Here is a 23,131-nt window from a genome sequence, read left to right on the forward strand (position 1 = left end):
GACACGGCCTGAATCCTGTGACAGGGCCGCGCTGTCAGGGAGCGAGCGCCGCCTCGACCAGGTCGCGCCAGGAAGTCTCCGCACCCTTCCGGGAGGCCGCGTCGAACGCCGCGGCGCCGAGGCGGCTTCGTGCTGCCCGTTCGATCCGGTCCGCGTCGGGGTGTGAACGATCCGGTAGTCCGCGCACGGCGGTGCTCGCCGCGAGCAGCTGTGCGGCCTGCTCGTGCTGGTCGCGGCGCAGTGCCAGGTCCGCGACCGCGACGAGCACCTGCGCGATCGTGGGCGCGTATCCCACCTCGGCCGCCGCCTGGCACGCGCCGGCGAGGAACTCTCCGGCCTCGTCGAGATCGTCGGTCAGGTAGCTGAACAGCGTGTGTGTCGCGGCGCGGATGCTCACCTGGTCCGCTTCGTCGCCCCACACGGTGGTCGCGACGCGGAGTTGTTCGTACACCGCGTCGGCGTCGCCGCTCCACCGGGCGAGGTCCGCCTTCGCGAGAGCCAGCATGGCGAGCGCATCCGGCCAGGTGACGCCTTCCGCGCAGCGCCCTGCCTCGGCCATGGCGGCCGCGCTCGCGTCCTTGTCGCCCATCAGCCAGTACAGCTGAGCCTGCCGCGCACGCATCCGGATGACGTCGTCGACGGCGCCGATTTCGGTGACGACCGCGATCGCCTCTTCATAGTGCTCGCACGCCTCGGCGAACTCGCCGCGCGTGGCGATCCGGTCCGCCAGCTCGGTCAGGGCGAACGAGATCCCGAACCGTTCGCCGAGCACCCGGAACTCGACGAGCGCCTCCTCCAGGAACTGATCTGCCTCCGGCCCGCCTTGGCCGACTGCGACCCGCATCTTCCCGAGGTGCAGCCGGCCTATCGCGCGCACCCAGGGGTCCTCACTGTCCAGCGCCACTTCCCACGCGGACGGAATCCTGTCCGGCTCCCGCAACATGCGTTCCAGCGAGGCGACCAGTCCCAACATCGGCGGGCGAACCTCAAGGCGCTGGTAGAGCTCGTAAGTCCGGTGGATCCACTCCGCGGCCTGACGTTCGTCACCCAGCCCGGAACTCACGAACGTCACGACGAGGCCGTACACCCACGCCCGGATCTCGTCGGGCACCTCGCCCGGCAACTCGGTGGCCGCGAGGATCAGCTCCAGGCCTTCTGCCTTGTGCCCGACGAGCCACCAGTACCAGCCGGCGCCCGCCGCCAGCCGCATCGCCGCATGCGCTTCACCTGCCGCGAGCGCACCACGCATCGCGGCACTGATGTTGTCGTGCTCGGCGCTGAGTGTGGCGAGCCAGGTCAGTTGCTCGACGCGGAGCAGGTGCGGGGCCGCTGTCTCGACGAGCTCGGTGAAGTAGGTCAGGTGCGCCTGCCTGGCCAGTTCCGACTCCCCCGCCTCAGTGAGCCGATGGGCGGCGTACTCCTTGATCGTGCCGAGCATCCGGTACCGCGGCGCACCGTCATCACTGACGACCAGCAGCGACTTCTCGGTCAGCGAGGTGAGCAGGTCCAGGACCTCGTACTCCTCAACGGCCTCGTGCGCGCAGACCCGTTCGGCCGATTCCAGGCTCGACCCGCCGGCGAACACCGAGAGCCTGCGCAGCACCACCCGTTCGGCGTCGGTCAGCAGCTCCCAGCTCCAGTCGACCATCGCCCGCAACGTCCGGTGCCGGGGCAACGCGGTGCGACTTCCGCCGGTCAGCAGGCGGAACCTGTCGTCGAGCCGAGTGGCGAGTTGGTCGATGGACATGGTGCGCAACCTGGCAGCGGCCAGTTCGATCGCCAGCGGCATCCCGTCCAGCGCCCGGCAGACGCGTTCCATCGTCGCCAACGTGCCATCGTCGACCACGAGGTCCGCACGCACCGCGGCCGCCCGGTCCCGCAGCAACCGCACCGCTGATGGCAGGGCGAGCGGTCCGACCGGCCACAACGCTTCACCGGTGATGCCGAGCGGCTCCCTGCTGGTCGCCAGGATCCGCAGCCGGCGGCACTCCCCCAGCAACCGGTGGGCGAACGCCGCCGCCGACTCGATCACGTGCTCGCAGTTGTCCAGCACGAGCAGCATCTCCCGCTCGCGGATCGCGGTGATGAGCCGCTCCATCGGCTCCGCGTTCGTCGCGTCACCGAGCAGCGCGTCCCGGAGGCTGAGTGCGGCGAGCGTCGACTGCGCGACGTCACTGTCCGGCCCGATGGGCGCGAGCTCCACGAGCCACGCGCCGTCCGGCAGGTCGCCGAGCAGTGTGCGGGCGGTTTCCGTTGCCAGCCTGGTCTTTCCCGAGCCGCCCGGTCCGATCAGGGTCGCGAGCCGATGACCCGCGACCAGTTCGCGCACCGCCGTGACATCCGCGTCCTTGCCGATGTAACTCGTCAGCTCGGCACGCAGGTTGGTCTTGCGGTTCCCCTCACGCCGCCCGACCTCGCCGCGCAACAACGCGACGTGCAGCGCCGACAGCTCGGGTGACGGGTCGACGCCCAGCTCCTCGGCCAGCGCTTCCCTCGTGCGCTGGTACGCGAGCAGCGCCTCGCTGTTGCGACCGGCCGCGACGAGTGCGCGCATCAGCGCGGCGACGAGTTTCTCCCGCACCGGATGCGCAGCCACCAGATCTGTCAGTTCGGAAACCAGCTCCGCGCCACGGCCGAGGGTGATCTCCGCGTCGAACCGGTCCTCCACCGCGGCCAGGCGCAGCCCGTCGAGCCGGGTGGCCGCGGCGTCGAATGCCTCGCTGTCCTGCAAACCAACGTCCTGCAAGGCCGGGCCACGCCACAACTCGAGAGCGTCACGCAGCCGCTGCACCCGCAGCGATCCCTCGTCAGCACGAGCGTGGGCGCCGAGGCGTTCGAACCGCACCGCATCCACAGCGTCGGGATCCACCGCCAGCCGGTACCCGTCCGTCAGCCCATCGACCGACGCATCCGGCAGTGCCTTGCGCAGCCGGGAAACCAAGCGTTGCAAGGCATTGGCCGCGTCGGCAGGTGGGTTCTCGCCCCAGATCCAGTCGACGAGCGTCGCCTTCGGAACCACACGACCCGGTTGGAGCGCGAGAGCGATCAGCAGCGCACGCAGCCGTGCACCGGGCACGTCCGCGAGAGTGCCGTCGTCCGCGCGAACCTCGAACGGTCCCAGAATCCCGATCTGCACCTGCCCGATCCTGCCACGGCTGGCTGTCAGCCCCCTGACACCTGACTCAGGCGGCAACGCGGTGGATGACGATGTCGTCGAGCCGGGTGCGCGCATAGACCTCGACCTCGGGGTTGTCCTGCGTGAACACCGTGCTGCGCACCAGGCCCTTCGTGCTCTTGGCGTCCACCAGAGCGGCCGTGCCCTCACTGATGCCGACCTCGATGCCACCCGAGGCGTTCATCAGCTCAGCTCGGCCACGCGTCAGCCTGCCGATCCGGATTGGACAGTTGGCGGCCTTGACGCTGACGCTGCCCTCAGCGTGGTCGATGTCGAAGCTGCCGCCGGCGCTGCCGAGGCCGACATCGGTGCGGGCGCGGCCGATCCAGACCTTGCCGCTCGCGCCCTGATACCGGACGACGCCGTCGACCTCGCCGATCCGCAACCCCGCCGTGCTGCCCTCGACGTCGGCTGCCCCGGCGACGTGACCGATCTCGACCCCACCGGCCCCGAGGTTCCCGCGCAGCTCGCCGATGCGGTCCAGCCGGACGTGCCCGGACGCGATGTTCAGCTCGCAGTCGCCGAGCAGGCCGTCCGCGTGCACATCGGTCCACGCCGTGTTCAGGACCAGCCTGGATCCGACCGGCAGCTCGATCGTGATGGCGACCGAACCGTTCTTGTCACCCGACTTGGTCGTCTTGACGGCCAGGACACCACCGGAGAAGTCGACCTTGGTCTTCTCGGCCACTTTCACGTCCGTGGAACTCGCGCGGTTGACCGGCTCGACCCGCACCACCGTGTCCTGCCGCTCGCTCGCGACGATCCGCACCCTCGCGCCCGCGGTCGTCAACGTGGTCGTGATCGGCTCCGGCGTGGTGAACGTGGACATGTCGTGTCTCCCTTGTCGGCTTCGTGGTTGTTGCGACCACGTTCGCCAACCAGGCAGACACACGGCTGTCACGGCCCTGACACCGGCTGTGCGGTCCCACGACGAGCACTGGTATCGGGGGCAGCTGAACGTGGCGCCAGAGACTCCCGGATTCAGGGTGGCGGGATGCGCCGGCGTCCATGAGGTCACCGGCGCATCCCGCGGCTGGTTCAGGCTCGCACTACTCGGAGTGCCAGATCTGCGACGAGGTGGTCGCGCAGTCGGCGATTCCGATCCTGGTGCCGTTCCTGTGGGAGAACGGCAGCAGGGCCAGGCACGCGCTGCCTCCGGCGGGAGGAGTCACCAGCACGAGGTTGCCGAACACGTCCGCGGGCGCCCATTGCCACCACTGGCGCTGGTCGGCCGCGTTGCACGACTGCTGGTCGACGATCAGCGTGCCCCACACGAGGCTCAGGCACTTGCCACTGTTCCTGTTGACGAACTGGACGAAGCCGTTGCCGAGGTCGATCGACGCCCACAGCAGACTGGGGTGGTTCCGCCCGCAGTCCCACTGGTGAACGCGCGCGCCGTTCTCCACGGAGCTGTTGACGACGTCGACGCACTTGTTGGTGGCCGTGTTGACGAGCTCGTGGAAGTCGTCCGCCGCGATGGACACCGCCGGGGACTGGCCGGAACCGGCGTGGGCGACACCGGACCCGCTGACCGCCAGGGCCATCAGGGTCGCGGCAAGCCCGAGCAAACTGTGGATTCTCAAGTCCTCGTTGCCTTTCTGGTAATCGGGATGGCGGCGCGTGCCCTCTGACTAGGGCGTGGCGACCCAGAACGCGTAGTCGGCGGTGTACGGGATCGATGCGGTCGACCCCTCCTTGCAGGCACCGGTCGGCGACAGGCCGCCGGTGGTGTTCAGCCGCTGGACGAACGTGACCGCGCCGAGCAGGCCGGGACCGCGGTTGCTGGTGGCCCTCAGCAGCAGCTGGGGAACGGCGAGCGGCACCGGCGAGCTGGCGACCGTCGTGGCGGTCACCGAGCTGCCATCCTCGACCGATGTCCACACAGGACCCCTGCTGTGCAACACCACTGCCCTGCCGTAGCTCTCCAGGATCGCGTCGGGCTGCAGGAAGCCCCACGCACCGTTGGCGCACTGGTAGGTCTGGACGCCGTGCGCCTGCAGGAAAGCGATCTGTCTGTTGCCGGCGGGCACCTTGATCGCGTCAGGTACCTGCCCCGGTGCTCCCGCTGACGCGGTGGCGGCCCCGAGGCCGACGGCCGTCATCGCCGCGACGGCGAGTCCGGCCGCGATGCGGATGATGCGCTTCATGTCCTTGTTCCCCCTTCAACTCGATCTGTCACCAGCACCGTGACATCGAGTGCTGAAACGGGGCTGACGTGACGGGGTCAGCGCCGTTTCAGCGCAGTCGGGGAGGATTGCTCAGGCCCGCGACCCGTCGGCGCGGAGTTTGGCGCGCAGCCCGTCGGCGTCGGGGTGATCGAGGTCGTCGAGGATCGACAGTGCTTCCCGCCACGCCTCGCGCGCCCCGGCCTGGTCGCCCGCGGAGTGCCTGCTGTCGCCGAGGTTCGCGAGGGTCGCGGCGACCTCGAAGCGGTCGCCGAGGTCGCGGTACAGGTCGAGCGCGTGCTGATAGCCGTCGATGGCGGCAGCGTGGTCGCCCAGGTGGTGGTAGGCGTAACCGAGGCTGTCCCAGGCGCCGGCCTCGCCGTCGAGGTTGCCGGCTTCCTGGTGCAGGGCGAGGGATTCGCGGCAGCACTCGATTCCGCGCTCGTAGTCGCCGAGCTCGACTGACGCCATGCCCATGTTGTTGAGCGCGAGCGCCAGCCCGTCGGGGTGGTCCGCCTCCTTGTACAGGTCGAGCGCGTGGCGGGCGTGGTGCATGGCCTCGGCGAACCGGCCCTCGATCGCGAGTCCCCTGCCCAGGTCCAGGTGCACGTCGGCCTGGCCGACGGGGTCGCCTGCCTCGGCCCACAGCTCGAGGGCGTGCAGCAGCTGGGCCCTGGCGTGCTCATGGCGGCTCAACTTGTCGTAGGCCCAGCTGAGGCCGCGATGGGCATGGGCGCGGGCGAGCGGGTCCGCCAGTCTCGTGGCCGCGTCCACCCCGGTCTGCCAAACGACGGCCCAGTCGTGCCAGCGTCCGCGACGGTTGAAGTAGGTGTGCATCGACCACGCCAGCGCCCAGGCGTGGTGATCGAGGCCGTGCCGCAAGGCCTGACGCAGTGCGGCGATCAGGACGGCGTGTTCGGTGCTGAACCACTCGATGGCCACGTGGTGATCGGTGAAGGCCTCAGGGGTCGCGGCGTGGTCCGGCGCGGGCAACTCGATCGGGTCCCGGTGCGGGTTCAGCACCACGGCCGCTCGGTACGCCGTGTGCAGGTAGTGGTCCAGCACGCGGCGGATCGCCGCGTCGCGCTGCTCCGTGGAGTCCGTCTGCTCCGCGAGTTCGGCGGCGTAGGCACGCAGAAGGTCGTGGAACGCGTACCGGTCGGGCAGGTGCTCGACGAGCAGGTGCGCACGAGCCAGCTCCCTCAGCAGGTGCCGCGCCTCGCGCACCGCGAGCCCGGCGAGACCCGCCGCCGCGGCGGCCGAGACGTCCGGTCCCCGGTGCAGGCCGAGCAACCGGAACATCCGCGCCGCCTCGGGGGTGAGCGTGCGGTAGGACCACGAGAACACCGCTCGCACATCCGCGACCAGGTCACCCCCGGCGAGTGCGTCGAGCCGTTCGCGGCTGTCGCCGAGTTCTTCCGCCAGCGCCCGCAGGCTGAACAGCGGGTGCGTGGCGGCGCGGGCGGCCACGACGACGAGCGCGAGCGGAAGCCGTGCGCATCGGGCGCTGATCTCGTCCGCCGCGCGTGGTTCAGCCGCGATCCGATCGCCGCCGAGGCGGAACGCCAGCAGCTGCCGCGACTCGTCGTTCGTGAGCAGGCCGAGGGTGATCGGGTGCGCGCCCTCGATGCCGACCAGGCCGGCCAGCTCATCGCGGCTGGTGACCACCACCAGGCAGCCGGGCGCGCCGGGCAGCAGTGGCCGGATCTGCCCGGCGTCACGGGCGTTGTCCAGCACGATCAGCATCCGCCGTTCGGCGAGCAGGCTGCGGAACTGGGCAGCCTGCGCGTCCGCGCCGACCGGCATCCGCTGCGGCGGCACGCCGAGCGCCTCCAGGAACCCCCGCACGGCGTCGGCGGAGCTCGTCACCAAGCCGCTCGGGTCGTAGCCGCGCAGGTTCACGTACAGCTGCCCGTCCGGAAACTCACCCGCCACGCGACGCGCCCAGTGCACGGCGAGCGCCGTCTTCCCCACCCCGGCGGATCCGGACAGCACGGCGACGAGCGCGGTCGGCCCGTTCACCTGGGCCAGCAGCGCGTCGAGACACGCGAGCTCGGGTTCGCGACCGGCGAACCCCCTCACCTCCAACGGCAGCTGCGCCGGGACCGGCAGCGGTGGCCGGCTCACCGTCACCGGCGCGGGCGGCGGGCAGAGGCCGGGATCCTGCCGCAGCATCCGGGCCTCGAGCTCGCGCAGCGCCAGGGTCGGATCGACGCCGAGGTTGCCGACGAGAACGCTCCGCAGGCGGCGGAAGACGGCCAGAGCGTCCGCCTGCCTGCCGCTGCGGTACAGCGCGAGCATGAGCTGGCCGTGGATCTGCTCGTCGAGCGGGTGCTCGACCGCCAGCAACTCCAGGTCACGCACCAGCGCCGCGTGCTCTCCGAGGTCCAGCCGGACCTCGAGCAGGGCCCGGACCGCCTGCGCCCGCAACTGGCTCAGGCGCTCGGCCTGCCCTTCCAGCCAGGCGAGTCCGGCGACGTCCTCCAATGCCGAGCCGCGCCACAGCTCCAACGCGCCGCGCAGCTGCCCTGCGGCCACGGCGCTGTCGTCCGACCGCATTCCTTGCCGGATCAGGCGTTCGGCTTCCTCGACGTCGGTGTCCCCGGATCCGACGTCGAGCAGGTAGCCGGGCGGTCGCGCCACGATCGACGTCCGGCTCCCCAGCACCTGGCGCAGGTGCGACACGTGGCTCTGCAACGTGTTCTGGGCCGGTGGACGCCCGTTGTCACTCCACACGCTGTCGACGAGCCGTGCGACGCTGACGATGTGTCCGTGTTGCAGCGCGAGCACGGCGAGCACCGCCTTGCGGCGCAACCCCCGCACCGGACGAGGGGTCCCGTCCACCACGACGTCGATCGGTCCGAGCAGCCGAATCCTCACGTGGTGCGCTCCCCTCACCACTGACGTGCGACCAGGCCGGTCCGGAGCGCTCCCCGTACCGTCGCGGCCCTCAGCGCGAGGGTAGCCGCCCATCCGGCGCGACCGGATGCTTTGCCTGAAAGATGGGCGGCACAAGCATTTCCTCGACTCGACGGGTCAGTGGCGGCTGCCTGGCCGTCGAATCCCGCGGGGCAGGTCTCCCTGCCGATTCTGCCCACCGCCCCTGCTGGCACCGACGACCCCGACGGTCACGCCATGCTTCGGATGATCTGCGAGGACATCACGAACTCGCCCACCATCGAGGTCGACCACAGCCGCCGCCTCCGCGTGCTCGCAGCCGTCGACGAACTGCCGATCCTCCACCGCAGCGAACCAGAACCGGTCCGCGGTCTCACTCACAACGGACCGGCCCGGTCAGCTGGCGGCGCAGGTCGTCGCGGTGATCAGGGGCCGAAGGCAGATGCGTTGTCGTGTGCCCAGTCGGCGAAGGTGAGAGCGGGACGACCAAGGAGGTCCTCCACGGTGCGGGTTGTGGGGCCGGGGCGTTCGCTGTAGTCGGCCAGTGAGCCGAGCAGGCGGGAAGGGACCTCCTCGGGTAGTCCTTGCGCGAGCATGCCGTGCCGTACTTGCTCGGCCGGGAGCTCCTGGAAAGACAGCGTCCGGTCAATGGCGGCGCCGATGAGCCGCACCTTCTCGTGTTGGTCCAGGGACTGCGGCCCGGTCAGTGTGTACACCGACTCCGCTGGGGTGCTGCCGCGGAGGGCTTTCATGGCGACCGTGGCGATGTCGGTTTCGTGGATCGGGGAGGTGGCGGCTTGGCCGTACGCGCCGCGCACCACATCCCCTGCCATGATCTGTGGCGCCCATGCCAGCGCGTTGGCGGCGAAGTCGGCCAGGCGCAGGACCGTCCACTCCAGACCAGAGCTGGTGACGAGGTCCTCGGCTGACTTGAATTGGGCGGCGAAGCGGGCTTCCCCTGCCGGGTGCTCCACAGTGGTGGCCGACAGCAGCACCACGCGCTGGACGCCTTGTTCGGCCGCCAGCTTCAGCAGCTCGGCGAGGCCGGGGCCGGTGGCGCGCGGGCTGATCTGAATTGCTTCGACTCCTCGCAGCGCCGGCTCGATCCACTGTGGACGAAACAGGTCGCCGCTGACGACTTTCGCGTTGCCGGGAAACAGGGGCTTGCCGGGGCCGCGAGTGACCGCGGTGACGGCGGTGCCTTCGTGCAGGAGCAGGTTCATCACCTGACGTCCCACGACGCCGTTGGCGCCGGTGATCAGCATCATGACGGTCGTTCCTCCTTGTGGTGGTGGTATGTCACGCGGCGATCGCGAGGGCCTCTTCGGCCGGGATGGCGTGGTGGCGACGGGCTGGGAACATCGATGTCGGGTGGGAGATGCTCCAGGCGGCGGCCTTGCAGATCAGTTCCTTGAGGCGTGCGGCCATCTTGCCGGTGGCCGCGGACGGTTTGGGCTGATCGTCCGGGGTCACCCACTGCACGATGGCGTCGCGGCGGCCAAGGCTGAAGCACTGGGCGGTGTAGCCGATCTTGTTCGGGGGGATCTGGCGTCCGGTCAGGCGGGCAGCGATGGCGTCGGCCGCCAGGTGAGCCGAGGGAACTCCCGAGGCGCAGGACATCCGCAGTGGCGCACCGCTCTCGCCCGGAGCGAGCGCGGCATCGCCGACGGCGTAGACATCCGAGTGCGACACGGACCGCATCGTGTCGTCGACGACGATCTGTCCCGTCGCGGACACCTGCAAGGTCGTGGCCGCGGCAATGGGATGGACGGCGAAGCCGGTCGTCCAGACGGTCACCTGGGCCGGGATCGCGCGGCCGTCGGCGGTGACCGCGCCGGTCGGCTCGACGCTCGCGATGCCGGTGTGCTCGTGCAAGGTGATGCCGAGCCGGTCGAACGCCTTGCGGAGATGGCCCTGGGCCTTCTCCCCCAGCCAGTCGCCGAGGCCACCGCGGGCGGCGAGTGAGACCTCGAGGTCCGGTCGGGCTTCGGCGATCTCGGTGACGGCTTCGATGCCGGTGAGGCCGCCACCGACGACGAGCACGGTGCCGCCCCCGGCGAGGTCGGCCAGAGACGCGCGCAACCGCAGCGCGGGCTGCTTGCCGGCGATGTTGTGGGCGTGCTCGGCGACGCCGGGTACGCCGCAGTCGCCGGCGGTGCTGCCGAGTGCGTAGACGAGCGTGTCGTAAAAGATCTCGCCAGGACCGTCGGCCTCGACGACGCCGACGATCTTGCGTTCGGCGTCAACGGCGGTGACCCGCGCCAGCCGCACGAGCACACCCGTGCCCGCGAAGACATCGGTCAGCGAGCGGGGCAACAGGTCCTGGCCAGCCGCGAGCTGGTGCATGCGGACGCGCTCGACGAACTCGGGATCGGCATTGACGAGGGTGATCTCGGTGTCGGCGGGGTGCAGCCGCTTGGCCAGGCGCCCGGCGGCGTTGGCTCCGGCGTATCCAGCCCCTAGAACGACAATGCGGTGTTTCACGGTTTGCTCCTGTCCGGTCGGTGTTCGCTTCCTGAACCGGACAGCGGCGCGAAACCTGACAGCACTGAAGAGTGACCTGCGTCACCAGTTGCCGGTGAGTGGCTCCCCATGTCCGGACGCGGACCACTGGCGCGTCGCGCTTTCGAGTTTGCGCCCAATTGCAACCAAAGACGAGTTCGTTCATTGCCCCGTTTGTTCGAACGGAATTCGAACGAGCAGATTCCGGAGCCTGCCCGCTCGGCTCAAGTCCACAAAGGACCGCTCGACTGAAGTAAGCATCACAGGCTGCCTCCGGTTCCTGCCCGATGTCTCTCATTGGCGTTGTCCCGCACCGTGGAACGACCTATTGCGGCAACCACCGACACTCATGGTTGAGTGCTGCGACTCACCGAGCGTCCTACGAAATCAGCCAGACGGCTCACACAGGAACAATCCCCTTGGGCCACCGCAGGGACGGGAACGGTGCCGGCCGCACGGGAACTCGCCGACTGGCATTCATTTGGAGGACACATGCAGACTGGCTCGAACGCTGTCGCGCGCTCAGAATTGCGCGCGCTCCTGGAGGATTTGCTTCGCACGCAGGGCAAGCCGCTGCCGGTCACCGACGACCACACCCTGGCCGATCTCGGATTCAGCTCCCTCGACCTGGCCGAGCTGACCGTGCGGCTGGAGGACCGGGCCGGCGGCGAACTCGCTCTGGAAGCGGCGGAAATCCGTCCTTTGGCTACGGTGGGGGATCTGCTCGACCTGCTGGGCAAGCTCACTCCCGTAGCCGGATGAGCGCCAACCTCCCGGATCACGGTGCCAATGGCCTTTCCCTGCGCGGACATGACGGCTCCTGGCACGATCTGCCCACGGCCGAACTGCCACCGCACCGCGTCGCCGTGATCGCACCGGACCACCTCACCGCGCTGGCCGCGGTGTGGACGCACCACCGACGACGCGACACCGAGCTGCTCGTCGTACCTGCCACGCGCTTCACCGACCAGATGGCCGCGGAACTCACCGATGACGGGTTCGCGATCTTCGGTGAACCTGGTGGGCCGGATGTACCTGCTAGCCCCGGCCGTGTCTGGGTGTCCACGAGTGGTAGCTCCGGCCGGCCCAAGCGCATCGCGCACACCCTGACCGGGCTCACCACAGTCACCGGGCGGCAGGAGCCACGCCGTTGGCTGCTGCCGTTCACCCCTGGCACGTACGCGTGGTGGCAGCTGGTGATGCTTTCCCTTTCCGTGGCCGGTCAGGACCTCGTCACAGTCGAGCCGGACGAGCTGAGCCGGTGGACCGGGGTGGCTGCACGCGAGGGTGTCACCGCGGTCTCGGCCACCCCGACCTTCTGGCGGCACTGCCTGCTCACCGACCGCGCGGCGGCCGGCGCTCTCCCCTTGGCGCAGATCACCCTCGGCGGTGAGCCTGTCGACCAGCGGCTGCTCGACGATCTGACCGCCTGCTTTCCTGATGCCCGGATCAGCTGGATCTACGCCTCCACCGAGACCGGCGCGGCCTTCGCCGTGCACGACGCGCAGGCCGGTTTCCCGGTGGCGTGGCTGGACAGCGAGGCGCCAGGACGTCCCCGGCTGCGTGTGGACGGCGGCGAACTGCTGGTGCACAGCCCGTACCAGGGGGTCGACCTCGACGGCTTCGTCCGCACCGGTGATCGGACCGAGATCCGGGGCGACCGTGTGCACATCACCGGGCGCCTCGACAACGATCAGCTCAACGTCGGTGGTGCCAAGATCTCCGCCGCCGCAGTGCGCCAAGTGCTCACCGAACACCCCCGCATCGCCTGGGCCAGGGTGCATGCCCGCCGTGCGCCCGTGGTCGGTCAGCTGGTGACCGCGCAGGTCGTGGCCAGCGCGCCGGTGAACACCGCCGAGTTGACCTCCTGGTGCGCGGACCGCCTGCCGGACCACGCGGTCCCTCGACTGATCACCTTCCTCGACGAGATCTCTGTGAAAGAAGGGTTGAAGAGTGAGCTGTGAGTCCGCGACAGAGCCGGTGCCAGTCGCCACCAGCGTCATCATCTCCGGCGCTTCCCGCGGTCTGGGCTTGGCCATCACCGAGGACCTGTTGAAGTCCGGAGTACGTGTCGCCGCCTTCGCTCGCACCCCGACGAGGGGCATGGCCGAGCTGGCCGAACGTCACGGTGAGCACTTCCACCACGGCGCCGTCGACATCACCGACCAGCCGGCCGTCACCAGCTTCCTCGCTGCCTCCGCCGAACGACTGGGCCCGGCGGACGCGCTGGTCAACAACGCCGCGGTCGGCCAGGACTCGATCCTGGTGCACACCAGGCCCGAGCAGATCGAGTCCATCATCGCCACCAACCTCACCGCGCCGCTGCTGCTGACGCGGACGTTCCTGCGCCGCCTGCTCGTCCGCGGCGGCCGAGGCCGCGTGGTGATGATCGGGTCGGTGTGCGCGCAGCGGGGCTACCCCGGGCTGAGCGCCTACTCGGCGACCAAGGGTGCGCTGGAGTCTGCGACACGCTCGCTCGCGCGGGAATGGCGCGACCGGGTGCTGATCAACTGCGTTTCCCCCGGCTTCTTCGACTCGGAGATGTCGGCGGTGCTCGGCTCAGGGCAGGTCGCCTCGATCGCACGGCGTACGCCCACTGGCCGTTTGGTCACCGCCGACGACCTGCTGCCCGTGGTGCGGATGCTGTTGCTGAGCCACACCAACATCGACGGGCAGGTTCTGGCCGCGGACGGCGGGGGAAGCATCTGATGACCGTGATGCGGGACCTCCACGTCCCCGAGGTGATTTCCTCGACCCTGGTGTGTTTCCCGCATGCGGGCGGGCGCACCGACTTCTTCCAGTCCTGGCCCGAGCACCTGCCCGCCGGGATGGCGATGAAGGCGGTGGAGTACCCGGGCCGAGGGCACCGGGGATGGGAACAGAACGCCGCCGACCTGTTCGACCTCGTTGACCAAGCGGTCTCGGCGTTGAACACACCGCAGGGCTCGCCCCTGGTCCTTTTCGGACACAGCATGGGGGCCTTGGTGGCATTCGAGACCACCCGCCGGCTGAGCACGCCACCCGCCGCCTTGATCGTCTCCGGCAAGACCGCGCCGAATCTCGCGGCCACACCGACGCTCCCCAGCACCGACGACGAGATCTGGGCGCACTCCTACGAGTTGGGCGGTATCCCGGATCGATTACACCGCAACGCCTTGCTCAAGCGCCTGACCCTGCCGTCGTTGCGTGCCGACTACCTGATGTTGAACTCCTACCGGCACCGGTCAGGCCCGTTGCTGACGTGCCCGATCATTGCCTGCCACGCACTCGACGACCCGATCACACGTGCGAGCGATCTCGACCGGTGGGGAGACCTGACCGAGTCCTGGTTCGGCCTGGAGTGCTTCCCTGGCGGCCATTTCTACCTCACCGACGTGATACCCGAGCTGGTGAGTGTGCTGAGCCGTGTGTTGCCCGACAACCGATCTGACAAAACACTGTCCTGCAGGATGCATTGACGGCAGGATTGCCCGACTCTAACGTCATTCTTGAGAGCGCTCTCAAGCTCTCGGGCCGCCCACCCCTGCATTGGGAGGTCACATGCTGAGAAGTCTATTTCTCCCGTCCCTCATGGTGTCCGCACTCGTCGTAGCCGCGCCACCTGAGTCGGTGGTGGTCGCGCCGACGACGAGTCAGCCCGTCGTGGATTGCGGCAGCTACTGCGACAACCGCGACCCCGCCCTGCCACCCGGTTCGAGGCGATCCGTCTACCAGCCCGGCACCAGCGCACCGGCGCAGACCGGTGGCCCGCCATCGACAGGAGACTCGCCGCCAGCCGCGGCAGCCGTCATCTGCAACAAGTACTGCGACGTCCGTGACCCTGCCCTCGCGCCCGCGGACCGGCCGGCCCAGACCGTCACGGTCGGCAGTCGCCGGATCTCCCTGCACTTCGACGACGCGGACGCGATGGGCTGGGCGGCGATCTCCGCTACCGGGCAGGGGGACGAGGTGTGGCTGGACCGGTCCTTCGACGCCGGCGTCAGCTGGGGATCCGGTTCCCGGCTCGGCAACACGTCGGCCCCGCCGGGCTTCGGCGACTGGCGCACGATGATGTTCAACGTGGACGACTGGGCCAATCTCGGGGTCGGCCTGCTGCGAGCCTGCGGGCGGCCGGCCGGGTCGACCACGATCGCGTGCACGAGCTGGTATCGCACGACGTGGAACGCCGGTGAACGCCGTACGGCCGCCGCGACGGCGTTGATGGAGCGTTACAACCTCGGCAACGGCCTGTTCGACACGACCAGCTGGTGGAACTCCGCCAACGCGCTCACCGCGGTCATCGACAACATCCGGGTGACCGGGATGAACAGCTACCGCTACGCCATCGCCCGTACCTACGACCTCAACCTCCCTGCCTGGCAGGGAAATTTCATCAACGACTACAACGACGACATCGCCTGGTGGGGCCTCGCATGGCTGGCCGCCTACGACCTGACCGGCGACAACAGGTACCTGAACACCGCCCGGATCGGCGCGGACCACATCCACCGGTACTGGGACTCGGTGTGTGGCGGCGGAGTGTGGTGGAGCGCGAGCAAAAACTACAAGAACGCGATCACCAACTCGCTGTACGTCCAGCTCAATGCCGCACTGCACAACAGGATCCCCGGCGACACCGGCTACCTGCACCGCGCCAGGACCGGCTGGACGTGGTTCGCCAACAGCAAAATGATCAACAACGCCAACCTGGTCAACGACGGCCTGACCACAACAACCTGCGCCAACAACAACCTGACACCGTGGAGCTACAACCAGGGCGTTCCCCTCGCCGCGCTGACGGAGCTGTACCGGGCCACCGGAGACACGAGCCTGCTCACCAAGGCACGCACCCTCGCCGATGCCTCGACCAGCAGCGGCTTCCTCAACCCCGGCGGCATCCTGTTCGACAACGGCGGCGGCGGAGATGTCCCGTCCTTCAAGGGAATCTACGTCCGCGGTCTGTCCACACTGAACAGAGCACTGGCAGACCGCCCCTACACCACCTATCTGCGCCGTCAGGCCGACACCGCCCATGCACGGGACCGCTCCAGCGCCGACTCGTACGACCAGCCGTGGGCCGGCCCGTTTCAGCGCAGCGACGCCGCTCGTCAGCACAGCGCGGTGGATCTCATGAACGCCGCCGACTGAGCAGCTCGGAGGGTGAAAGGCGCTCTGTCCGCTCTGGACAGAGCGCCGCCCTGACCATTTCCCGGGATTAGGAGCAGGCACGTGGTACTACGCGGGATCAAATGGCACACAGCCGCTTTCGCAGTCCTCATCGCCGCGGGAACGCTGGTCGCCCCACAGGCGACCGCCGCACCTGAACAGATCCAGCCCCCGGCCGCACAGATCGACGACGGTCTTGCGCTGACGCCGCCGATGGGCTTCAACAACTGGAACTCCACGCACTGCCGCGGCGACTTCAACGAAGAGATGGTCAAGGGCATCGCCGACATCTTCGTGACCAAGGGTTTGAAGGACGCCGGCTACGAGTACGTCAACATCGACGACTGCTGGGCACTGCCCGAACGCGGCGCGGATGGCAACCTCGTCCCCGATCCCGTCCGCTTCCCCAACGGCATCAAGGCCGTCGCGGACTACATCCACGCGAAAGGGTTGAAGTTCGGCATCTACACCAGCGCGGGCACGGCCACGTGTGACAGCGCGGGCTTCCCCGGTGGGCTTGGCCACGAGGAGCAGGACGCAAGGCTGTTCGCATCCTGGGGGGTCGACTACCTGAAGTACGACAACTGCCACAACCAAGGTGTTGACGCGAAGCTCCGCTACACCAAGATGCGTGACGCCCTCCACGCCACCGGCCGCAAGATCGTGTTCTCGATCTGCGAGTGGGGCGAGAACAAGCCGTGGGAGTGGGCGAAGGACGTCGGCCACCTGTGGCGCACCACCGGCGACATCAGCGACAACTGGAACTCCATGGTGTCGATCGCCAAGCGCAACATGGAACTCGCCGACTACGCGGGCCCCGGCCACTGGAACGACCCGGACATGCTGGAGGTCGGCAACGGCGGCATGACCGATGTGGAGTACCGCAGCCACTTCAGCCTCTGGGCGATCATGGCAGCGCCACTGCTGATCGGCGCCGACCTGCGCAAGGCCACTCCGGAGACGTTCGAGATCCTGGAGAACCGGGAGGTCATCGCCGTCGACCAGGACAAGCTCGGCGTGCAGGGCAGGGTCGTGCGCAACCAGGACGGCACCTACGTCCTGGTCAAGCCGCTCTCCAACGGCGACAAGGCCGTCCTGCTGTTCAACGAGAACGACAACAACGCGACTATCTCCGTCACCGCGGCGGAGCTGGGCCTGGCGAAGGCGAGCGGTTACAAAGTCCGCGACCTGTGGGCCAAGACCACCACGCACACCGCCGGTTCGATCGGCGCCGGCCTGCCTCCGCACGGCTCGGCGATGTACCGCATCAGCGCCGCGCAGGACTGGTACAACTACCCGCCCGCCGTCACCACGGCCGCGGACGGCGAGATCCTCTACCCCGGCGCGCTGCCGATCGTGCAGCCCGGCAAGCCCACCTCCTACACCACGACGGTGCGCAACAACGGCCGGCTGCCGATCAGCCGTGTCCTGGCCAGCCTGCAGGTCCCCCAGGGCTGGACCGCGAAGGCCACCTCCGCGAGCTTCAAGACCTCCCTGGCCGGCGGGCAGACGTTCAAGACCACCTGGCAGGTCACCGTTCCCCCGAATGCTCAGGCGGGCAGGTTCCCCGTCAAGGCCACTCTCACCTACCACGCACCGCACAGCAGCAACCCGGTGAGCGGTACGCACACCGTCGAGGCCATGGTCGCCGGCGCAGCCCCCAAGGGCGATCTCTTCGTCAGCGACCTCAAGTGGCTGCGAGCGGCCAACGGCTACGGCCCGGTCGAGATCGACACGACCAACGGCGAGACCGAGGCCGGTGATGGCGGCCCGATCACCATCCGCGGCCGGGTCTTCCCCAAGGGCCTCGGCACGCACGCCCCCGCGCACATCGAGTACTACACCGGTGGCAACTGCTCGAAGCTGACCGCCACCATCGGCATCGACGACCGGAAGGTCAACCCACTGAGTCTGGTGAGCTTCCAAGTCTGGGCCGACGGCAAAAAGGCCTACGACAGCGGCCCGGTCTCCGGTGTCGACGACGCGAAGGCGCTGGAAGCCGACGTGTCCGGCGCGACGGTCGTGCGCCTGGTCGTGCTCGACGGCGGCAACGGCATTTCCTACGACCACGCCGACTGGGGCGATCTGAAGATCATCTGCTGATCCTGCTCGATCCAGGCGGCTTCAGGTCGCGATGCGCACCGCCGCCAGTGCGCGTCGCCCCGGCACGCCGAGTTTCCGGTAGCAGGACGAAAGGTGGAACTCGACACCGCGGACGGTCAGGCACAGCTTCGCGGCGATCTGCTTGTTGGTGCAGCCCGCCTGTGCCAGGGAGAGCACGCGGGTCTCCTGGTTGCTCAACTTCACGTCCACTGTGGGCCACGACCTCGACGAGGACCAGATGTCGGCGATGCTCCGGCTGACGACCGCGTACAACAAGGTCGTCAGCAATTCGTACACGGCATCGATGTACGTGGCGCTCGCCTCGCTGCTCGACCACGCGGGCGACCTCACCGACCAGCCGATCGGTTTCGCCAGCTACGGCTCCGGCTGCGTCGCCGAGTTCTTCGGCGGCATCGTCGTTCCCGGGTACCTGGAGCGCCTGCGCACGGATGACCACCGCCGGATCGTCGACCGGCGGCAGCCGATCGACTACGACACCTACCGCGAACTGCACGAGCTGTCGCTGCCTCAGGACGGCGGACACCACCTCACGCCGCGGCAGACCACCGGCCCGTTCCGCTTCGCGGGTCTCTCCGGGCACAAGCGCCTCTACGAACGCAACTGACCCGCGAGCGCGACTCCCGAACGTTCTGAGAGAGGCGTTGAGCACCATGCGTCATCCCATCGGCGTCATCGCGACAGGGAGCTACCTGCCCGCCCGCTCGGTCGGCAACACCGAAGTCGGCGCGGCCGCCGGTGTCACCGACGAATGGATCATGCGCAAGACCGGGATCCGGTCCCGGCGGCGCGCGGCACCCCATGAAGCAACGTCGGATCTGGCGGCCGCAGCCGCGAAAGCCGCACTGGCCCAGGCGCGCGTCACGCCAGACCAGGTGTCCTACATCGTGGTGGCGACCTCCACGCCGGACCACCCGCAACCCGCGACGGCCAGCATCGTCCAGCACCTGCTCGGTGCCTCCAACGCGGCGGCGTTCGACGTGAACGCCGTCTGCAGCGGCTTCGTCTTCGCCCTGTCCGTCGCCAAAGGACTGCTGCACGACCAGCCGCAAGGGTACGCACTCGTCATCGGTGCCGACATCTACTCGCGCATCCTCGACCACTCGGATCGAAGCACGGCCATCTTGTTCGGCGATGGCGCGGGCGCCGTGCTGATCGGCAGGGTGGACGTGGGGCGCGGGGTGCTGGGCACCCGCCTCACCACGCGAGGAGACCAGCACGACCTGATCGGCGTTCCCGCCGGAGGAAGCAGAATGCCGGCGTCGGCAGCCACCGTGACCAACCATCAGCACTTCTTCACGATGAAAGGTCGTGCGGTGCGCACCTTCGTGGAGAGCAGCCTCAGCCAAGAGGTGAAAGCGCTGCTGCGCGAGAACTCGGTGGCACCGCAGAACGTCCGCCATTTCGTACCGCACCAGGCCAATGGTGCGATGCTCGACGACGTGTGGCCCTCACTGGGGCTGCACGACGCCACGTGTCACTTCGCGCTCGAGCAGTACGGCAACACCGGTGCCGCGTCCATCCCCATCACGTTGGACCTGGTGCACCGCAAGAGATTGCTCGCGCAGAACGACCTCGTACTCCTGTGCGGCTTCGGTGGCGGCATGTCGATCGGGTCAGTGCTGATCTCCTGGGCAGCCACCAGGTACTCCGCGACAACGTCGGTGTCCGTGCTCCACGCGGACGGGCCCGGTCCTGCACCGGTTCACGCCACCCCAGCTTCGGCATCCAGCGCAGATTCCTGAACCCCTCCTTCGCAACGCGGTCTTCAACGTCGTCGTGGCGGAGGAGATCGGACTCCGGCCGGCGCGGAGATGCACGTTCGTCGGCCGCTGCCCGTCTTCGGCGGTTCGAGGGTTGGTGGTGGTGCCGAGGATGTGGACACCGCTCAAGAAGCCCTCCCATCCACACCTGTCCATCAGCACGACAAAGCCAGTCTCGACCTGCGAATTGTTGAAAAGCGCGGGAGTTTCACTGAAACGGCGGCACATCGTGAGTCCACGCCGGTAGCCGACATCCGGAAGCGGTTGTCACGGCGAACGCATCGGAGGCGATCCACGTGTACCCCGCGTCAAAGAACTTGTGGCTGGCGGCCTCGTTGGCCGTCATGGCGATCGGTACGACACCCGCGTTGGCGAGCGTTGCATCGGATGCCGGCGACCCGGTATCGATCTTGGCTTCGTGCGGAGCCGTCAAGAACCCGGACCTCGGCGGCGCGAAGGCCAGCTGGACGGTTCGCTGCAACAGCACCCAGATCTGGATCGAAGGCTGGGTGAAGGACACCAGGTCCGACGGCATGTGCGGGTGGGTGACGGCCAACTACCCCGACGGCAGCACGTGGACGAGCAACAGGGCCTGCCCGGAGGGCAACAAGGACACCTTCAGCTCCCCTCCGAGGAACGGTCGGATCATCGACGCCTACCTGCAGAAGGGCTGACACCCCCACACTCGGCCGCAGCGGCTGCCGGACACGGGAGTTGATGTTCTCGCTGTGCGCCGAGGAGATGTGGTTCAGGACGTCGTCTCGATGCGCCGTCCGGCGGTGCGCATCGAGACGACGCTCAGGGCCGGTGCCGAACGTGACACGGACGAGACGGGTGAGCGAGACTGCACCGATGGTTTCCGAATACGTTCAGAGCGACCAATTCCGCGGTGCTCGTATCCACCTGTGCAATCTCGCGGGCCTCGAGATCCGCGATTGCGAGGTGGACAGTCTGAAGATCGTCGACTGCTACGGCAGCAACGTCTACCTGGGTGGCTTCTTCGAACGTCTCGTCGTCAACGACGTCGACGTGACCGCCTACGTCGAGGCTGAGCTCGACCGCCTGCACCCCGCGCGGGTGCTGGCACGGGATGCGGCGTCTCCCGAGGACTACCGGGCCGCTTGGGACGTCATCGAGACCGCGTGGGGCGCGACGCTCGACCGCGCGAGGCTGTTGCCCGAGGCCAAACTGCACGAGCGGGTCGACGGCGAGTGGTCGTTGGTCGAGACACAACGGCATCTGCTGTTCGCCAGCGATGCCTGGCTCGGCAATGCTGTGCTCGAGGAGGAGGCGCCCTATCACCCGTTGGGCTTGCCCGCAGGGGGAACGCCACCTGACGCTGCGGCGGGGCTCGGCCTCACCCTTGAAGCCGTCCCGACGCTCGACGAGGTGCTCGCGCCCCGGCTCGCCCGCATGGCGGCGATGCGGCGTGTCGTCGACGGACTCACTGCGGCCGAGCTCGACCGGGCTTGCGGCCGCAAGCCCGCGGACATGTATCCCGACCAGGAGTACGTCGTGCGCCGCTGCCTCAAGGTGGTGCTGAAGGAAGAAGCCGAGCACCACCGTTACGCGGTGCGCGACCTCGCCGTGCTCGAAGGTGCGCCTGAACCGCTGTAATCGCCTGGCGATTCCCCGACCGAGATCAACTCCTGCGCAGACACCTCGACCAACTGTCCATTAAGGACCTGAACTCAGCGTCCACGTCGAGGCTGCCTCCAACGACGCATCGGGTGGGCGGCGAAGCTACCGAAGCTTGGCCGCCCACCCCGGTCCGATCACGCGGCCTGGCAGACAAACCAGGCCCAGTCAGCGTGCCGTGTCGATCAGTCGCCGTGGGGGTTCTGAACAGACACGTGGTCGCCGATGGGTGCGGGTTGTTCGGCGGTGCCGCGTAGGTGACGCCGCCACCGCCGCCGCCCCCGTTGTCGTTGAGTCGGTGGGAGGCGTTCTCGTTCTTGAGGCTTGCGTTCAGGTTGACCTTGCCGCCTGCCGCGATGGTCTGCTTGGAACCGCCGTATTCGCTGTTGTAGTACACCGTGACAGGACCGCTGACTTCAGGCACCCCACACACGTGCGGACGCGAAATCCTCATGCTCATCCGGCTGATTGTTCCGTGGCGCTCGCCAGGGCGCGGTTGTTCAGCACGGGATAGAAGGCCAATGCCACCAGGATCAGGAAAACACCGGCAGCGACGTACGAGACCTGGACGGCGAAAACGGTCGCGAGAACCCCGCCGAGTGCCGCTCCGATCGGGCCTCCGATCATCACCACCAGCCTGCTCGAAGAAAGAACTCTCCCCAGGAGTTCATCGGGCACTATCTGCTGACGCAGGGTGCTCACAACGACTTTCTCCGCGGTCATCAACGCACCGGTCACCATCATCATCGCGGCCGCCACCCACGAATTCGAGACGAGTCCCAGGACCAGGATGGCCGCGCCCACGCCGGTCTTGCCCACGAGCATCACCGTGCCGGGACCGAACCGCCTGCTGACGGCCGCGGCGGTCAGTCCCCCGGCCGTCGCACCGACCGCGGTGGCCGTCAGCAGCAGGCCGAAACCGAAGTCCGGAAGTCCGAGAACTTCCTTGGCCAGCAGCGCCAGCATCGCGAACTGGGCGGTGGCGGCCACGTTGCCGAGGCAGGAGACCGTGGCCAGCGCCCGCAGGGTCCGGTTCCCGAACAACCACCGGATGCCCTCGACGATCTCGCTCCGCACGGTCTTGCGCGGCACGTCGGACATCTTCTCCGGCTTGGCGTCCGTCTTGATCGAGAGGATCAGCAGGCCGCTCGCGGCGAACGAAAGGGCGTTGCCGGCGAACGGCAGGAAGTTCCACACGCCGAACAGAGCGGAACCGACCGGGGGCCCCACGAAGTCCTCGCCGTTGCTCTCCGCGGCGACGATCCGCCCGTTCGCCGTGGCCAGGTTCCGCGGGTCCCGCGACACGAAGTCCGGGATGGCCGACTGGGCGGCGATGTCGAAGAAGACCTGGCCGACCCCCAGCAGGAACGCCGCGACCACCAGCCACACCAGGTTCACCTGCGCGGTCAGGATCAGCGCCGCGAGACCGACCAGGACGGCGAACCGGGCGAGGTCGGCCCACACCATCACCCGCCGGCGGTCCAGCCGGTCCACCACGACGCCGGCGTGCAGCGAGAGCAGCACCCAGGGAATCTCGGCAGCCATGACAACGGCGCTCAACGCCAGCGGACTGCTGGTGGCCTGCAGGGCCAGCAACGGCAACGCGGCGGCGTGCATTCCGGTGCCGATGGACGACACCAGCGTGGCGCCGAAAAGCCTGTGGAAGCGACTTCCCAGTCTCACCTTGGCGTCGTCAGATTCCTTCGTGGGCACTTCCGGGATTC

General features: G+C 68.5%; 20 protein-coding genes. 10 read left to right on the top strand and 10 right to left on the bottom strand.

What is annotated here, in order from left to right:
* Positions 1-34: 34 nt before the first annotated feature.
* From ACWGE0_RS12870 to ACWGE0_RS12900, 7 genes are all read right to left on the bottom strand, one after another.
* Positions 35-3,136, bottom strand: a complete 3,102-nt coding sequence (locus tag ACWGE0_RS12870; RefSeq protein WP_452261066.1) for a BTAD domain-containing putative transcriptional regulator — start codon at positions 3,134-3,136, stop codon at positions 35-37.
* A gap of 46 nt (positions 3,137-3,182) precedes the next feature.
* The gene (locus tag ACWGE0_RS12875) at positions 3,183-4,004 is read right to left on the bottom strand and encodes a hypothetical protein (RefSeq protein ID WP_452261067.1); all 822 of its coding nucleotides are present in this window, start codon (positions 4,002-4,004) and stop codon (positions 3,183-3,185) included.
* 220 nt (positions 4,005-4,224) lie between these two features.
* Positions 4,225-4,758, bottom strand: a complete 534-nt coding sequence (locus tag ACWGE0_RS12880; RefSeq protein ID WP_452261068.1) for an RICIN domain-containing protein — start codon at positions 4,756-4,758, stop codon at positions 4,225-4,227.
* 48 nt (positions 4,759-4,806) lie between these two features.
* Positions 4,807-5,322: a DUF3455 domain-containing protein gene (locus tag ACWGE0_RS12885; RefSeq protein WP_452261069.1), complete on the bottom strand. Its 516-nt coding sequence runs from the start codon at positions 5,320-5,322 to the stop codon at positions 4,807-4,809.
* Positions 5,323-5,433: 111 nt separating this feature from the next.
* Positions 5,434-8,220 (bottom strand): BTAD domain-containing putative transcriptional regulator, encoded by a 2,787-nt coding sequence (locus ACWGE0_RS12890; RefSeq protein ID WP_452261070.1) that lies wholly within the window; start codon positions 8,218-8,220, stop codon positions 5,434-5,436.
* Positions 8,221-8,663: 443 nt separating this feature from the next.
* Positions 8,664-9,506 carry an NAD(P)H-binding protein gene (locus ACWGE0_RS12895; protein ID WP_452261071.1) on the bottom strand — a complete coding sequence of 281 codons (843 nt, stop codon included), beginning with the start codon at positions 9,504-9,506 and terminating at the stop codon, positions 8,664-8,666.
* Positions 9,507-9,537: 31 nt separating this feature from the next.
* Entirely contained in the window at positions 9,538-10,722 is a 1,185-nt protein-coding gene (locus tag ACWGE0_RS12900) for an NAD(P)/FAD-dependent oxidoreductase (protein ID WP_452261072.1), read from the bottom strand.
* Between the two features lie 510 nt (positions 10,723-11,232).
* On the opposite strand from ACWGE0_RS12900, the gene ACWGE0_RS12905 reads away from it, so the two are divergent.
* The 6 genes from ACWGE0_RS12905 (at position 11,233) to ACWGE0_RS12930 (ending at position 17,988) form a co-directional block, all read left to right on the top strand.
* Complete coding sequence (locus ACWGE0_RS12905; RefSeq protein ID WP_452261073.1) at positions 11,233-11,502, top strand: acyl carrier protein; 270 nt, start codon at positions 11,233-11,235, stop codon at positions 11,500-11,502.
* Complete coding sequence (locus ACWGE0_RS12910; RefSeq protein ID WP_452261074.1) at positions 11,499-12,704, top strand: AMP-binding protein; 1,206 nt, start codon at positions 11,499-11,501, stop codon at positions 12,702-12,704. Before ACWGE0_RS12905 ends, ACWGE0_RS12910 begins: the two co-directional genes overlap by 4 nt.
* Positions 12,694-13,449 (top strand): SDR family NAD(P)-dependent oxidoreductase, encoded by a 756-nt coding sequence (locus tag ACWGE0_RS12915; RefSeq protein ID WP_452261075.1) that lies wholly within the window; start codon positions 12,694-12,696, stop codon positions 13,447-13,449. The genes ACWGE0_RS12910 and ACWGE0_RS12915 overlap by 11 nt, the downstream gene beginning before the upstream one ends.
* Positions 13,449-14,198, top strand: a complete 750-nt coding sequence (locus tag ACWGE0_RS12920) for a thioesterase II family protein (protein WP_452261076.1) — start codon at positions 13,449-13,451, stop codon at positions 14,196-14,198. Before ACWGE0_RS12915 ends, ACWGE0_RS12920 begins: the two co-directional genes overlap by 1 nt.
* Positions 14,199-14,280: 82 nt before the next feature.
* Positions 14,281-15,867 (top strand): glycoside hydrolase family 76 protein, encoded by a 1,587-nt coding sequence (locus ACWGE0_RS12925; RefSeq protein ID WP_452261077.1) that lies wholly within the window; start codon positions 14,281-14,283, stop codon positions 15,865-15,867.
* A gap of 81 nt (positions 15,868-15,948) precedes the next feature.
* Positions 15,949-17,988 carry an NPCBM/NEW2 domain-containing protein gene (locus ACWGE0_RS12930; protein WP_452261078.1) on the top strand — a complete coding sequence of 680 codons (2,040 nt, stop codon included), beginning with the start codon at positions 15,949-15,951 and terminating at the stop codon, positions 17,986-17,988.
* 21 nt (positions 17,989-18,009) lie between these two features.
* Here the strand turns inward: ACWGE0_RS12930 and ACWGE0_RS12935 are convergent, their stop codons facing one another.
* Positions 18,010-18,186: a response regulator transcription factor gene (locus tag ACWGE0_RS12935; protein ID WP_452261079.1), complete on the bottom strand. Its 177-nt coding sequence runs from the start codon at positions 18,184-18,186 to the stop codon at positions 18,010-18,012.
* Here ACWGE0_RS12935 and ACWGE0_RS12940 point away from each other — a divergent pair.
* Positions 18,179-18,613 carry a hydroxymethylglutaryl-CoA synthase gene (locus ACWGE0_RS12940; RefSeq protein WP_452261080.1) on the top strand — a complete coding sequence of 145 codons (435 nt, stop codon included), beginning with the start codon at positions 18,179-18,181 and terminating at the stop codon, positions 18,611-18,613. The two genes, ACWGE0_RS12935 and ACWGE0_RS12940, sit on opposite strands and share 8 nt — an antisense overlap.
* Before the next feature lie 46 nt (positions 18,614-18,659).
* On the top strand, positions 18,660-19,751 hold the full coding sequence (locus ACWGE0_RS12945; RefSeq protein WP_452261081.1) for a 3-oxoacyl-ACP synthase III family protein: 1,092 nt from the start codon (positions 18,660-18,662) through the stop codon (positions 19,749-19,751).
* Positions 19,752-19,977: 226 nt separating this feature from the next.
* On the opposite strand, the gene ACWGE0_RS12950 is transcribed toward ACWGE0_RS12945, so the two are convergent.
* Positions 19,978-20,289 carry a hypothetical protein gene (locus ACWGE0_RS12950; RefSeq protein ID WP_452261082.1) on the bottom strand — a complete coding sequence of 104 codons (312 nt, stop codon included), beginning with the start codon at positions 20,287-20,289 and terminating at the stop codon, positions 19,978-19,980.
* On the opposite strand from ACWGE0_RS12950, the gene ACWGE0_RS12955 reads away from it, so the two are divergent.
* Both ACWGE0_RS12955 and ACWGE0_RS12960 read left to right on the top strand, forming a co-directional pair.
* The gene (locus ACWGE0_RS12955; RefSeq protein WP_452261083.1) at positions 20,279-20,443 is read left to right on the top strand and encodes a hypothetical protein; all 165 of its coding nucleotides are present in this window, start codon (positions 20,279-20,281) and stop codon (positions 20,441-20,443) included. The two genes, ACWGE0_RS12950 and ACWGE0_RS12955, sit on opposite strands and share 11 nt — an antisense overlap.
* 268 nt (positions 20,444-20,711) lie before the next feature.
* A complete protein-coding gene (locus ACWGE0_RS12960; protein ID WP_452261084.1) occupies positions 20,712-21,386 on the top strand; it encodes a DinB family protein in 675 nt (224 codons plus the stop codon).
* Between the two features lie 477 nt (positions 21,387-21,863).
* Here the strand turns inward: ACWGE0_RS12960 and ACWGE0_RS12965 are convergent, their stop codons facing one another.
* Positions 21,864-23,090 carry an MFS transporter gene (locus ACWGE0_RS12965; protein ID WP_452261085.1) on the bottom strand — a complete coding sequence of 409 codons (1,227 nt, stop codon included), beginning with the start codon at positions 23,088-23,090 and terminating at the stop codon, positions 21,864-21,866.
* Between the last annotated feature and the right edge of the window lie 41 nt (positions 23,091-23,131).

This window comes from Lentzea sp. NPDC054927 (assembly GCF_053610285.1).